Here is a 13,609-nt window from a genome sequence, read left to right on the forward strand (position 1 = left end):
ATAGAATATATATAATTAAAATATAAAATGTATATTTGTGGATAATTACATACATTGGTAAAAATCAGATAGATATGAAAGCAGGATTATTTATTGGAAAAATGAGAATAAAGCAGCTGGCTGCTTTACTGATTGCAACTTCATTTGTGATTTCGTGTGGAAGCAGTAAAAGTGTTTCCTCCAAAAAGAATACAACAAAAACAGTAGCTAAATCTGAAAATCTGAGACGCCTGGATTCTAATTTTAATGGCAAGGTATCTGGCTCAATCAATAGTGTTTTAAAAGATGCTGAAAAATACATCGGTACACCTTATAAATTCGGAGGAAACACCTCTTCTGGTTTTGACTGTTCAGGCTTTACCGTAAAAGTATTTGAAGAGAATGATCAGAGACTGCCGAGAAGATCTTCTGATCAGGCGGGTGCCGGGAAAGAAATAGACATTACTGATGTAAAGCCGGGCGACCTGCTGTTCTTTGCTACAGCTGGTGGAAGTAGAGTGTCTCACGTAGGTATCGTACATGACATTGGCAACGATGGAGAAATTAAATTTATTCATGCTTCAACCTCAAAAGGAGTAATGATTTCTTCTTTAAATGAAAAATACTGGAATAAAGCTTACCTGCATGCACGTAGGGTCTTGTAATGATTAACAGTACACATGGGAAATAAGACATTTGCCTTTATCAAAACCGATAAAAAACTGATTAAGCTTTTCTTTGATGATATTATGGTCATAAAAGGGCTTGGTAACTATGTCGAAATTTATACCCGTGATCAAAAACGATACATTTACTATAAAACGCTCAAAGATTTAATTGAAAGTTTACCTGATGAATTTATGCGTATTCATAATTCATATATTGTGAACCTAACCAATATTGAATCTTTCGAAAATAATCAAATCATTTGTAAAGATTTAAAGATCACTGTAGCGAAAAGCTACCGGGAATGTTTTACAAATACCTTGCACACAATGATGCTATAATCCATCCACATAGATATATCGTTCAACGAAATATGATTCGTGGCCAACTAAATAATTAAATTTTTTCGTATTTCTATTCAGGCTAGTTTTGTGAAAAATCATAACAAAATGAATAAACAAATGGCTATCCAGTATGTGAATGAAAATGAAATTACTGGAATAAAAGCAGGTTTACAACGGGACACCTTTTTAGATATCTGGATGGTGGTTGTAAATGATAGAATTTTTGCCCGTTCCTGGGGCTTTGCTGAAAAAAGCTGGTATAATACCTTTTTAAAAGACTCTTGTGGACAAATAAAATGCGGAGATCAGATATTCAGCATCAAGGCTTGTATTCCACCTGATCTCAACGATCTTACTTTTTCTATCAATCAGGCTTATTTAACAAAATACAGCACCAAACAATATGCAAAGCCAATAACCGAACAAAAGCATATTGATAAAACGATGGAATTTATTATTTGTGAATAGAAAAATATCAGTCCGATCCGAGATTGTATAAAATGATTGATATTGTTAATTTCTTACTATTTGTCATTGCTCTGAACTTGTATACTACAACAAACTTTTGTACTTTTATCGCCGGAAATAACGCACCAACGGGTCGTTATTTATACTAGAAAAAAATAATTTAAATTAGAAGCATGTCGTTACAACAAACTATTGAGAACATCTGGGATAATAGAGATCTATTACAAAATGAAGATAGCCAAAAGGCAATAAGAGAGGTTATTTCTTTATTAGATTCCGGAGAGCTTCGTGTTGCTGAACCTACAGAAAACGGATGGCAGGTAAATGAATGGGTGAAGAAAGCGGTAGTAATGTATTTCCCAATTCAGAAAATGGAAACTATTGAAGTGGGTCCATTTGAATTTCATGATAAAATGCCTTTAAAGAGAAATTATGCTGAAAAAGGAGTAAGAGTTGTACCTCATGCTGTTGCCAGAGAAGGTTCTTTTATTGCTTCAGGGGTAATTTTGATGCCTTCATACGTTAATATCGGAGCGTATGTAGATTCAGGAACAATGGTAGATACGTGGGCAACTGTAGGAAGTTGTGCACAGATTGGTAAAAATGTTCACTTAAGTGGTGGTGTTGGTATTGGTGGTGTTTTAGAGCCTTTACAAGCTGCACCGGTAATTATTGAAGATGATTGTTTCATCGGATCAAGATGTATCGTAGTAGAAGGAGTGCATGTAGAGAAGGAAGCGGTATTGGGAGCAAATGTAGTATTAACAGCTTCAACTAAAATTATTGATGTTACAGGAGATCAGCCTATCGAAATCAAAGGAAGAGTACCTGCACGTTCAGTAGTGATTCCAGGAAGCTATACCAAGCAGTATCCTGCTGGAGAGTACCAGGTTCCATGTGCATTGATCATTGGTACAAGAAAGGAATCTACAGATAAGAAGACTTCTCTTAACGATGCTTTAAGGGAAAACAACGTAGCTGTTTAAGCCTTAACCTACCTAATACAAATAATTTTGAAAGAAAAAGTTTTAAAATTTATATTAAACCCTAAATATATATTTGGGGTTTATCTTATTATATCAGTAGTTACAGCGATTTCCAAATACCTCAGAGGTGATTATGCTATCAATAACTATTTGATTTTTAAAAATGTATTTTTTAATACGATACATCAGAAAAATTTATTTATCCATTATCCCGATCTCTATTTTGATTTGAATCATTATGGAGTTTTTTTTAGCTTACTGATCGCTCCTTTTGCGGTCATGCCGGACTGGCTAGGGATTTCTCTCTGGAATCTGATCAATACATTTATTTTTGTATTTGCTATTTATAAATTACCATTTTCAGATTCTAAAAAAGCGATTTTTGGATTGCTGTGTCTTCAGGAGTATATTACAGCAGCTTTAAGTTTACAGTTTAATGTGGCTCTAACAGGCCTTTTAATACTGTCAGCAGTATATATTTATGAAAGAAAAGAAGTACAGTCAGCGACTGCGATACTAATTGGTGTTTTTGTGAAAATATATGGTATCGTTGGGCTTACCCAATTTTTCTTTATCAAGAATAAAATGAAGTTCATTCTTTCAGGAATAGCAATCGCGGCTTTATTTCTTGTCATTCCTATGATCTATTCGACTCCTCAATTTGTCTTACAGAGTTATGCAGACTGGTTTCATTCTATTATAGAAAAGAATAATGAAAATCAGGTATTGGGAAATATGCAGGATATTTCATTAATGGGCTTTGTGAGAAGAATTCTTGGTGATGCTTCGATTTCTAATCTGGTATTTCTTGCTTTTGGTTTACCTTTATTTGCGTTGCCGTATGTAAGGATAAAACAATATAAAAATTATGCTTTTCAGTTGATGATTCTGGCTTCTACATTATTGTTTCTTGTACTATTCAGTTCAAGTTCAGAATCTCCAACCTATATTATTGCTGTAGTAGGGGTAATGATCTGGTTTTTCCTTCAAAAAGAGAGAACACCATTCATTATTGGTTTGTTGGTTTTTGTAATTATTTTCACTTGTTTTTCAACTTCTGATTTGTTTCCAAAGTCTGTAAAAAATGATTATATCATTAAATATTCATTAAAAGCAGTACCTTGTATCGTCGTTTGGTTGAGAGTGGTTTATGAGCTTTTAACTAAAGATTTTGAAAAGAATTATAGCCTGAAATAATCTTATGAAAAAAATTTCTATTGTAATTCCTGCCTATAACGAAGAAGAAAATGTGGCAATGATCCATCAAAAGATCAAGGAAGTTTTTTCTGGATTAAATAACTATGATTTTGAAATTATATTTGTAAATGATGGAAGCAGGGACAGTACACAACAAAAACTTGAAGAGCTGGCGGAGCAATATGATGAAGTGAAATTTATAGAATTTTCAAGAAATTTCGGACATCAGCCTGCAGTAAAAGCTGGTATGGATCAGGCTCATGGAAATGCAGTCATTTCTATGGATGGAGATCTTCAGCATCCACCGGAACTCATTCCGAAAATGATTAAAAAATGGGAAGAAGGGTATGACGTTGTATTAACCGTCAGAACCTATCCAAAAGAAATTTCTTTCTTCAAAAGAAAAACTTCTGATTTTTTCTATAAAATATTATCCAGCCTTTCAGATGTAAACCTGACAAAAGGGGGTGGTTCTGATTTCAGACTTTTAGACGCAGGTGCTGTAGAAGTAATGAGACAGTTTAATGAAGATGATTTGTTTTTAAGAGGTCTTACAAGCTGGATGGGCTTCAAGCAGACGGCTATTGACTTTACAGCTAACGAAAGGATAGCTGGTAAAAGCAGTTATAACCTCAAAAAGATGGTTACTTTTGCATTTACAGGAATTACGGCTTTCAGTGTGAAGCCATTGTATTTAGCTGCTTATCTGGGATTCTTATTCTCTGCAATTTCTGTTATAGGATATGGGATCTACGTCGTTCATTCTTTCGTTTCTCATACAGAGATTTCTGGTTGGGCGTCGTTAATCATGACCATTGTATTTTTTGGTGGTTTACAATTGATTATCCTGGGGATTATTGGGATCTATTTAGGTAAAATCTTTAAACAGGTTAAAGAGAGACCGAATTACATTATTAAAAATAAAAATTTATAAATGGTTTTATTAAGTTTTGATATTGAGGAATTTGATATGCCATTAGAGTATAAAGGAGAAATTCCCTTTGACAGGCAGATTTCGATTTCACAAACCGGACTGGAGAGGATTTTGGATCTTCTGAAAAAACATCAGGTAAAAGCTACTTTTTTTTCGACAGTTATTTTTGCAGAAAACAGTAAGCATTTAATTGAAAGACTTTTAAAAGAAGGGCATGAGCTGGCTTCTCATACCTGGTTTCATTCTGAATTTGAAGAAAAACATTTAAAAGAATCTAGAGAAAGACTGGAAGAGTTGTTTTCCACAAAAGTTACCGGATTAAGAATGCCCAGAATGATGCCAGTGAATGAAACTGCTGTTGAAAAAGCAGGCTATTCTTATAATTCTTCTATCAATCCTACTTTTTTGCCGGGAAGATATAATAATCTGAAAGTGTCAAGAACCTATTTTAAAGAAGGAAATGTGACCCAGATTCCGGCATCGGTTTCACCTAATTTCAGAATACCTTTATTCTGGTTAAGCTTTCACAATTTTCCTTTATCATTCTATAAGAAACTGGCTTCAGACAGTCTTAAAAAAGATAATTATCTGAATGTCTATTTTCATCCCTGGGAATTTGCTGAGATTAAGGATGAAGCATTCAAACTTCCTGGATTTACTGTGAAAAGATCAGGGAAAGATATGGTAGAAAGATTTGATGAATTCATAGGCTGGCTTAAAAATAAAAAGTATAGCTTTGGAACGTTCCAGGAATTTCAAAAAAAGATAGAATCATGAAGATTGCTTTTGACGCCAAACGTTTTTTTCACAATACATCAGGGTTGGGGAATTACTCAAGAGATCTGATAAAAATTCTTTCTCAATATTATCCCGATAATGAGTATTTGTTGCTCAATAAAAATAAATCTGACAGAGGAGCAGATATTATGGAGAATCCTAACGTTCATTTTGTTGAAACGTCAAAAGGAAGTATGTCACGTCAATTTAAAATGGGAAAGGATGCACAAAAGAATAATGCTGATATTTTCCATGGATTGTCGGGAGAATTACCTCTGAAATGGGATAAGAAACCGATAAAAAAAATCGTAACAATTCATGATCTGATCTTTGTAAGGTACCCTCAGTATTACTCATTTTTTGATAGGAAAATTCATTTATGGAAATTCAAAAAAGCAGCCAGAAATGCGGATAAGATCATAGCAATTTCGGAGCAAACCAAGAGCGATATTATCACGTATTTAAAAGTACCGGAACATAAAATAAAAGTCATTTATCAGGGATGTCATAAGGCTTTTAAAGAACAACAATCCGAAGGACTGATCCAGGCTACTAAAGATAAATTTACACTTCCTGAAAGGTTTATTCTCAATGTTGGTACCATTGAAGAACGTAAGAATCTTCTGAATGTCGTGAAAGCAGTGAGCGGAACTGGAATCCCTTTGGTTGTGGTCGGACGAAAAACAGGATATTACAAAAAAGTAGAAGCTTTCATTAAGAAAAATAACCTTGAAAAGCAGATTCATTTCCTGGAAGGAGTCTCTATGGATGAACTGGCTGTCATCTACAAACTAGCTGATATTTTCATCTATCCAAGCTTGTTTGAAGGCTTTGGAATCCCAATTATAGAAGCCCTTTTTTCAAAGATTGTAACCATTACAAGTAATACAAGCAGCTTACCTGAGGCAGGAGGAAAAGATTCGGTTTACATCAATCCGGAAAGTCATTTAGATATTCAATCGAAAATACAATTTCTCTGGGACAACGAATCTGAAAGAAAACGCCGTGCTGATAAGAGTTTCGAGTTTGTTCAAAAATTTAATGATGAGCCGATTGCAGGAGAGCTGATGAATTTATATCAGGAAATTTTATAAAAAAAACTTTGTTATTTAAAAATAAGTCCTACATTTGTACCACAATTTTCAAACATGAAACCGAATTTTTTAACACTACATCATTATTATCATCATCTCTGCTAAGACGGAATTGATTGATAGTAACCTGTGTTAAAATCAAAAATAATTAAAAACCGTCTGAGTAACAGACGGTTTTTTTGTTTCTAAATTCTTTCCCGGAAATTTTTCAAAAATACTTTTTATTTACTCAGACTCAATAAGTGCAACAATGAGTAAATTAAGAATTGCCATCCAGAAAAGTGGCAGATTGTATGAAGATTCTTTACAACTTTTGAAGGATTGTGGGATTTTCGTTAACAATGGAAAAGACCAACTAAAAGTTTCGGTAGATAATTTTCCTTTCGAAATTATGTACCTTAGAAACTCTGATATCCCTCAATATCTTGAGGACGGAGTGGTGGATATTGCTATTGTCGGTGAAAACCTGCTGATAGAAAAAGAAAAACAAATTGAAATTGTTCAACAACTCGGATTTTCAAAATGTAGAGTTTCTCTGGCAGTTCCTAAAGATATAGATACAGATGATCTGGACTATTTTCAAGGAAAAAAAATTGCTACTTCTTATCCGAATACCCTCAAAAAATTTCTAACAAAAAATGCTGTTTCAGCAGATATTCACGTTATTTCCGGCTCTGTAGAAATTGCTCCTAATATTGGTTTGGCAGATGGAATCTGTGACATTGTAAGTTCGGGAAGCACTTTGTTTAAAAATGGTTTAAGAGAAACTATTACACTATTGACTTCTGAAGCTGTTTTGGCTAAGAACCCTCAGCTAGATGAGGAGAAAGAAAAGATACTGGAGAAGTTTTTATTTCGCATTAAAGCGGTTTTAAAAGCTAAAAAATCCAAATATATCCTGATGAATGTTCCGAACGGGAAGATTGCAGACATTACGAATGTCCTTCCTGTTCTTAAAAGCCCTACTGTACTTCCTTTAGCAGAAGAAGGGTGGAGCAGTATTCATTCTGTAATAGCTGAAGAAAGATTCTGGGAGGTCATAGATGAGCTCAAAGAAAATGGTGCACAAGATATTCTCATAATTCCAATTGATAAAATGGTGATTTAATATGTTTATACACAGATATCCTCAAAAAGAAACCTGGGCGGAATTGGTACAACGTCCTGTTTTGAAAAAAGAAGAAGTTTCGGAAATAGTTTCAGAAATTTTCAAAAAGGTAGAACAAAATGGTGATGAAGCTTTGCTTGAATTCAGTAAGAAATTTGATTCAGCACAAATTGAAAGTATTGTTATTTCAAGGGATGAAATTGATCAGGCAGAATTCTTGATCAGCAATGAATTGAAAAAAGCCATTCAGGAAGCTAAAGAAAACATTACAACATTCCACAATTCACAACAGCCAGAGATTGAAAAAATAGAAACAACAAATGGTGTTATTTGCTGGCGTGAAAATAGGGCAGTTGAAAAAATAGGAATCTATATTCCAGGAGGAACAGCTCCTTTATTTTCAACAGTTCTCATGCTTGCAATACCTGCCCAATTAGCAGGATGTAAAGAAATTATTCTATGCACACCTCCGGACAAAGATGGAAACGTAAACCCGGCCATTCTTTATACAGCAAAGCTTTGTGGAGTAACCCGAATGTTTAAAACAGGGGGTGCACAGGCTATTGCAGCAATGGCTATTGGTACGGAAAGTATTCCGAATGTATATAAGATTTTTGGCCCGGGAAATCAGTTTGTTGTTGCAGGAAAAGAGTTTGCACAAAATTATGGTGTTGCTATTGACATGCCAGCCGGACCGAGTGAGGTTCTGGTAATTGCTGATCAACAGGCTATTCCTGCATTTTGTGCGGCTGATCTTCTTTCCCAGGCAGAACACGGAAGTGATAGTCAGGTTGTATTTATTTCTACAGATCTGAATGTTTTTAATGAAACCATTGAAGAAATAGATTTTCAGATTAAAAAATTACCCAGAAATAAATTAGCAGAAGAATCACTGAATAACAGTCATTTTATTTTGTTGAATTCAATAGAAGATGCTGTAGAGTTTAGTAACTCATATGCACCTGAGCACCTTATTCTAGCAATAGATGATTTTCAAAAATACATTTCATCAATTCAGAATGCGGGTTCGGTATTTCTTGGAAACTATTCTTGTGAAAGTGCCGGAGATTATGCAAGTGGCACCAATCATACACTTCCCACAAATGGATTCGCTAGAAATTACAGTGGAGTTTCACTGGATAGTTTTGTAAAGAAAATTACTTTTCAGGAACTCTCAGAAAAAGGACTAAAAAATTTAGGAAAAACAATAGAAATTATGGCAGAGGCAGAAGGATTATTTGCTCACAAAAATGCCGTTTCAATACGATTAAAATACAAGAAATAATGAAGCAATTAACGATCAGTCAGTTGGTAAGAAAGAACATTTTAGAATTACAGCCTTATATTAGTTTTAGGGATCATAATAAGTTTCAGGCACCTGTTTTAATGGATGCTAATGAAAGTCCTTTTGGCGAATATAATCGTTATCCTGATTCAACACAGAAAGAGCTTAAAAGAAAGATTGCTGACTTTAAAAACTTATCTCCAAATCAAATTGCTGTAGGAAACGGAAGTGATGAGCTTATTGATTTGATCATCAAGATCTTTTGTGAACCTAAAAAAGATGCTATTATGATGATGAACCCATCATTTGCGATGTATGCTTTTTATGCTGCAATTAATGAAAATAAAGTAATTAAGATAGATCTTGATGAAAATTTCGAGATCATAAAACAGGACTTTTTAAAAGTATCAAAGGAAACTCAACCCAAGATATTTTTCCTTTGCTCACCAAATAATCCCACAGGGAACAGTGTAGAAGATATTGAGTTTTATCTTCAGAATTTTGATGGAATTGTGGTGGTGGATGAAGCTTATATTGAGTTTTCAACTAAAAAATCAAGTCTTGAACTGCTTGTAAAATATCCTAATCTTATTGTTCTGCAAACCTTTTCTAAAGCCTGGGGAAAAGCAGGAGCAAGGGTAGGAATTGCCTGTGCTACAGAAGAAATTATTCGATTGATTAATACAGTGAAAGCTCCTTATAATGTAAATTCTTTAAGTCAGGAATTGATTTTAAAAAGTATTGATGAGTCAGATAAACTTCAACAGAACGTCGAAAATATCTTAATTGAAAGAGCTTGGTTGGAAAGTGAGCTTGAACAGATTCAGTGTGTTATAAGAATTTTCCCTACAGATGCCAATTTCTTCCTTGTTGAATTTGATGATGTGAATCTGGTATATCAAAAATTGCTGGAAAAAGAAGTGCTAACGAATAAAAGAGCTCCGGCAATTCCTGATTGCATCCGCATTAATATTGGGACAAGAGAAGAAAATAAGAGTTTAATTGCTGCTTTAAAAAATCTGTGATTATGAAAAAAGTATTATTTATAGATCGTGATGGGACTTTGATTATCGAACCTCCAACAGATTTTCAGGTTGATTCTCTTGAAAAATTAGAGTTTTATCCAGGCGTTTTTCAAAATCTCTCTAAAATTGTGAAAGAACTGGATTATGAATTAGTTATAGTAACCAATCAGGATGGATTGGGAACAGAAAGTTTTCCTTTTGAAGATTTTATAAAACCTCAGGAAAAGATGCTGGAGGCTTTTAAAAATGAAGGGATCATTTTTAGTGATATATTAATTGATAAAAGTTTTGAAAACGAAAATTTACCCACTAGAAAACCAGGAGTAGGACTTCTTGGAAAGTATATTTATGGAGATTATGATCTTAAAAATTCTTTTGTCATAGGAGACAGGATCACTGATATTCAATTGGCAGAAAACTTAGGATCAAAAGCAATATTCATTAGTGAAGAAGCGAATGAAAAGGCTGAACTGGCTACTAAAGATTGGTCAGAGATCTACCAATTTTTAAAGAAAATGCCAAGACGGGCAAAAGTATCAAGAAAAACAAATGAAACAGATATTGAAATAGAGGTGAATCTTGATGGTAAAGGGAATTCTGAAATTTCAACGGGATTGAATTTCTTCGATCATATGCTGGAACAGATTTCAAAACACGGAAATTTAGATTTGAACATAAAAGTAAATGGAGATCTGCAGGTGGATGAACACCACACAATTGAAGATACCGCTATTGTTTTAGGTCAGGCTATTCTAAAAGCATTGGGAAATAAAAAAGGAATTGAAAGATATGGTTTCTTGTTACCAATGGATGACTGTCTGGCTCAGGTTGCTTTAGATTTTGGGGGGAGACCTTGGTTGGTATGGGATGCTAATTTTAAAAGAGAAAAAATAGGAGATGTTCCTACTGAATTGTTTTCGCATTTCTTTAAATCATTTACAGATTCTTCTCAATCCAACTTGAACATCAAAGTAGAAGGAAGCAATGAACACCACAAGATTGAATCTATTTTCAAGGCTTTTGCTAAAGCTTTAAAAATGGCTGTAAAGCAAACGGATCAGAATTTTAATGTACCATCAACAAAAGGGAGTTTATAAGATGCTTGCTATTATCAAATACAATGGCGGAAACGTTCAATCCGTTCAGAATGCGCTCAGTAGATTAAATGTAGAATCTGCTATTACAGATGATTTTGATGTAATTAAAAATGCAGATAAAGTTATTTTTCCAGGCGTTGGTGAAGCTTCTTCTACAATGAAGCTTTTGAAGCAAAAAGGACTGGATCTCTTTATTCCTACTTTAAAACAACCCGTATTGGGAATTTGTCTGGGCATGCAACTGATGTGTCAAAATAACGAAGAAGGAGATACCGTAGGAATGGGAATTTTTGATATTAATGTAAAGAAGTTTCCGGAAACGGATATTGTTCCTCATATGGGATGGAATACAGTTACTGATATCCAATCACCTATTTTTTTAGATATTGAAAAAGAACGTGATGTCTATTTTGTTCACAGTTATTATTGTGAACTATCAAAATATACGACATCGGTATGTGATTACATTTTGCCTTTTAGTGCGTCATTGCAAAAAGATAATTTCTTCGCCACTCAGTTTCACCCTGAAAAATCGGGAAGAACCGGGGCTTTGTTACTTGAAAACTTTTTAAAACTCTAAGTATGAAAATAATTCCTGCTATCGATATTATTGACGGAAAATGTGTACGCCTTTCCAAAGGAGATTATGGTACTAAAAAGATTTATAATGAAAACCCATTGGAAGTTGCAAAGGAGTTTGAAAGTTTTGGGATCCAATTCCTTCATTTAGTAGATCTGGACGGTGCAAAATCTAAACATATTGTCAATCAAAAAGTGCTGGAATCTATTGCTAACGAAACCTCTTTGCAAATCGATTTTGGAGGCGGATTGAAAAGTCTGCACGACATTGAAATTGCCTTTAATAGCGGAGCGAATCAAATAACAATAGGGAGTATTGCAGTTCAGGATCCTGAATTTTGTTACTCCATCATCAATGCATATGGAGCCGAAAAGATTATCCTGGGCGCAGACTGTGAAAACCGGAAAATAAAAACTTCGGGTTGGTTGGAAGAAAGTGATAAAGATGTTATCGATTTTATCCTTCAATATAAGAATAAGGGAGTTCAGCAGGTCATTTGTACAGATATCTCCAAAGATGGAATGTTGGAAGGTCCTTCGACGGAATTATATAAAGATATTCTAGGAAATACTTCCGTTAGGTTGGTTGCTAGTGGGGGAATCTCAGGAATAAATGATGTTTACAGAATGAGAGAAATCGGCTGCTCAGGAACGATCATCGGAAAAGCTATTTACGAAGGAAAAATAGCATTAAAAGAACTTCAAAATTTTATAGAAAATGCTTAAAAAAAGAATCATTCCGTGTCTGGATATCAAGGATGGAACAACGGTAAAAGGAATTAATTTTGAAGGGTTGAGAAATGCAGGAGATCCTATAGCACTGGCCAAAAAGTATGAAATGGATGGAGCTGATGAACTGGTATTTCTTGATATCACTGCTACCATTGAAAAAAGAAAAACATTTGTAGATCTTGTCCGGGATATTGCTAAAGAACTAAGTATTCCTTTTACAGTAGGTGGTGGAATTTCCTCGATTGATGATGTCAGAAAATTATTGGAAGCCGGAGCAGATAAGATTAGTATTAATTCATCTGCGGTTAAAAATCCACAGTTGATCAATGAATTATCCGGAGAGTTTGGAAGCCAGTGTGTTGTTGTTGCCATTGATACTAAGTTAATCAATGGGACAGATTGGGTTCACGTTAAAGGAGGAAGAGAAATCACTGATTTCAAAACAATAGAATGGGCAAAAAAAGCTGAATCTCTAGGTGCTGGTGAGATCTTATTGACATCCATGGATGGTGATGGAACTAAAAACGGCTTTGATCTGAGAATTACCAAATTTGTATCCGAAGCTATCAATATTCCTGTCATTGCATCAGGTGGAGCTGGAGTAATACAGGATTTTGAAAAAGTATTTAAAGAAACAAAAGCTACGGGAGCATTAGCTGCAAGTATTTTTCATTTTGGAGAAGTTTCTATTAAGGGTTTAAAAAATGAATTACTAACACAAAAGATACAGATAAGACAATGATTGATTTTAATAAAACAAAAGGGCTGGTTCCGGTAATTATTCAGGATAATATAACTCTACAGGTTTTAATGCTTGGATATATGAATGAAGAGGCCTTTAACAAAACCAAGAATGATGGGATCGTTACTTTTTTCAGTCGATCCAAAAATAGATTATGGACAAAAGGAGAGGAATCTGGAAATTTTTTAACGGTAAAAAGTATTGATATCGATTGCGATCAGGATACCATTCTTATTAAAGCAATTCCTAAAAATGTAGTTTGTCATACCGGGAGTTTCAGCTGTTTTGGAGAAAAAGACTCTAAAGGATTTATATATGAATTAGAGGAAAAGATCACCAAGAGAATTGATGAAAAAGTAGAAGGATCTTATACCTATTCGCTTTATCAGAAAGGAATCAATAAAATCGCACAAAAAGTAGGAGAGGAAGCAGTAGAAGTAGTAATTGAAGCTAAAGATAATGATGCTGATTTATTTAAAAATGAAGCCGCTGATCTTTTATATCATTTCCTGATCTTGCTGAAAGCAAAGGGATTTTCTCTTAAAGAAATTGAGGCGATTTTAAAGAGTAGAAATCAAAAGTAAAATTGCTTGTCT

At 34.2% G+C, this 13,609-nt stretch carries 16 protein-coding genes; all 16 read left to right on the plus strand.

Going from position 1 to position 13,609, the window contains the following annotated elements; translation table 11 throughout:
• Window positions 1-74 precede the first annotated feature (74 nt).
• Window positions 75-644: a C40 family peptidase gene (locus tag JHL15_RS11965; protein ID WP_200245980.1), complete on the plus strand. Its 570-nt coding sequence runs from the start codon at window positions 75-77 to the stop codon at window positions 642-644.
• 15 nt (window positions 645-659) lie between these two features.
• Window positions 660-986 (plus strand): LytR/AlgR family response regulator transcription factor, encoded by a 327-nt coding sequence (locus JHL15_RS11970; protein ID WP_200245981.1) that lies wholly within the window; start codon window positions 660-662, stop codon window positions 984-986.
• 108 nt (window positions 987-1,094) lie between these two features.
• The gene (locus tag JHL15_RS11975; protein WP_200245982.1) at window positions 1,095-1,457 is read left to right on the plus strand and encodes a DUF2255 family protein; all 363 of its coding nucleotides are present in this window, start codon (window positions 1,095-1,097) and stop codon (window positions 1,455-1,457) included.
• 173 nt (window positions 1,458-1,630) lie between these two features.
• Window positions 1,631-2,443, plus strand: a complete 813-nt coding sequence (locus JHL15_RS11980; RefSeq protein ID WP_200245983.1) for a 2,3,4,5-tetrahydropyridine-2,6-dicarboxylate N-succinyltransferase — start codon at window positions 1,631-1,633, stop codon at window positions 2,441-2,443.
• Between the two features lie 21 nt (window positions 2,444-2,464).
• Window positions 2,465-3,640 (plus strand): glycosyltransferase family 87 protein, encoded by a 1,176-nt coding sequence (locus JHL15_RS11985; RefSeq protein ID WP_200249136.1) that lies wholly within the window; start codon window positions 2,465-2,467, stop codon window positions 3,638-3,640.
• Between the two features lie 4 nt (window positions 3,641-3,644).
• On the plus strand, window positions 3,645-4,574 hold the full coding sequence (locus JHL15_RS11990) for a glycosyltransferase family 2 protein (RefSeq protein WP_200245984.1): 930 nt from the start codon (window positions 3,645-3,647) through the stop codon (window positions 4,572-4,574).
• Entirely contained in the window at window positions 4,575-5,351 is a 777-nt protein-coding gene (locus tag JHL15_RS11995) for a polysaccharide deacetylase family protein (RefSeq protein ID WP_200245986.1), read from the plus strand.
• Entirely contained in the window at window positions 5,348-6,445 is a 1,098-nt protein-coding gene (locus JHL15_RS12000) for a glycosyltransferase family 4 protein (RefSeq protein ID WP_200245988.1), read from the plus strand. The genes JHL15_RS11995 and JHL15_RS12000 overlap by 4 nt, the downstream gene beginning before the upstream one ends.
• A gap of 250 nt (window positions 6,446-6,695) precedes the next feature.
• On the plus strand, window positions 6,696-7,553 hold the full coding sequence (hisG, locus tag JHL15_RS12005) for an ATP phosphoribosyltransferase (protein WP_200245990.1): 858 nt from the start codon (window positions 6,696-6,698) through the stop codon (window positions 7,551-7,553).
• A 1-nt stretch (window position 7,554) separates the two neighbouring features.
• Complete coding sequence (gene hisD / locus JHL15_RS12010) at window positions 7,555-8,838, plus strand: histidinol dehydrogenase (RefSeq protein WP_200245992.1); 1,284 nt, start codon at window positions 7,555-7,557, stop codon at window positions 8,836-8,838.
• On the plus strand, window positions 8,838-9,863 hold the full coding sequence (gene hisC / locus JHL15_RS12015; RefSeq protein WP_200245994.1) for a histidinol-phosphate transaminase: 1,026 nt from the start codon (window positions 8,838-8,840) through the stop codon (window positions 9,861-9,863). Before hisD ends, hisC begins: the two co-directional genes overlap by 1 nt.
• A gap of 2 nt (window positions 9,864-9,865) precedes the next feature.
• A complete protein-coding gene (gene hisB / locus JHL15_RS12020) occupies window positions 9,866-10,960 on the plus strand; it encodes a bifunctional histidinol-phosphatase/imidazoleglycerol-phosphate dehydratase HisB (protein ID WP_200245996.1) in 1,095 nt (364 codons plus the stop codon).
• A gap of 1 nt (window position 10,961) precedes the next feature.
• Window positions 10,962-11,540, plus strand: coding sequence for an imidazole glycerol phosphate synthase subunit HisH (gene hisH / locus JHL15_RS12025; protein WP_200245998.1), 579 nt, complete (start codon window positions 10,962-10,964; stop codon window positions 11,538-11,540).
• A 2-nt stretch (window positions 11,541-11,542) separates the two neighbouring features.
• Window positions 11,543-12,265, plus strand: a complete 723-nt coding sequence (gene hisA, locus JHL15_RS12030; protein WP_200246000.1) for a 1-(5-phosphoribosyl)-5-[(5-phosphoribosylamino)methylideneamino]imidazole-4-carboxamide isomerase — start codon at window positions 11,543-11,545, stop codon at window positions 12,263-12,265.
• The gene (hisF, locus tag JHL15_RS12035; RefSeq protein WP_200246002.1) at window positions 12,258-13,013 is read left to right on the plus strand and encodes an imidazole glycerol phosphate synthase subunit HisF; all 756 of its coding nucleotides are present in this window, start codon (window positions 12,258-12,260) and stop codon (window positions 13,011-13,013) included. Before hisA ends, hisF begins: the two co-directional genes overlap by 8 nt.
• The gene (hisIE, locus tag JHL15_RS12040; RefSeq protein ID WP_200246004.1) at window positions 13,010-13,597 is read left to right on the plus strand and encodes a bifunctional phosphoribosyl-AMP cyclohydrolase/phosphoribosyl-ATP diphosphatase HisIE; all 588 of its coding nucleotides are present in this window, start codon (window positions 13,010-13,012) and stop codon (window positions 13,595-13,597) included. Before hisF ends, hisIE begins: the two co-directional genes overlap by 4 nt.
• Window positions 13,598-13,609: the final 12 nt, after the last annotated feature.

The organism is Chryseobacterium paridis, assembly GCF_016595215.1.
GTDB classification, from domain to species: Bacteria; Bacteroidota; Bacteroidia; order Flavobacteriales; family Weeksellaceae; genus Chryseobacterium; species Chryseobacterium paridis.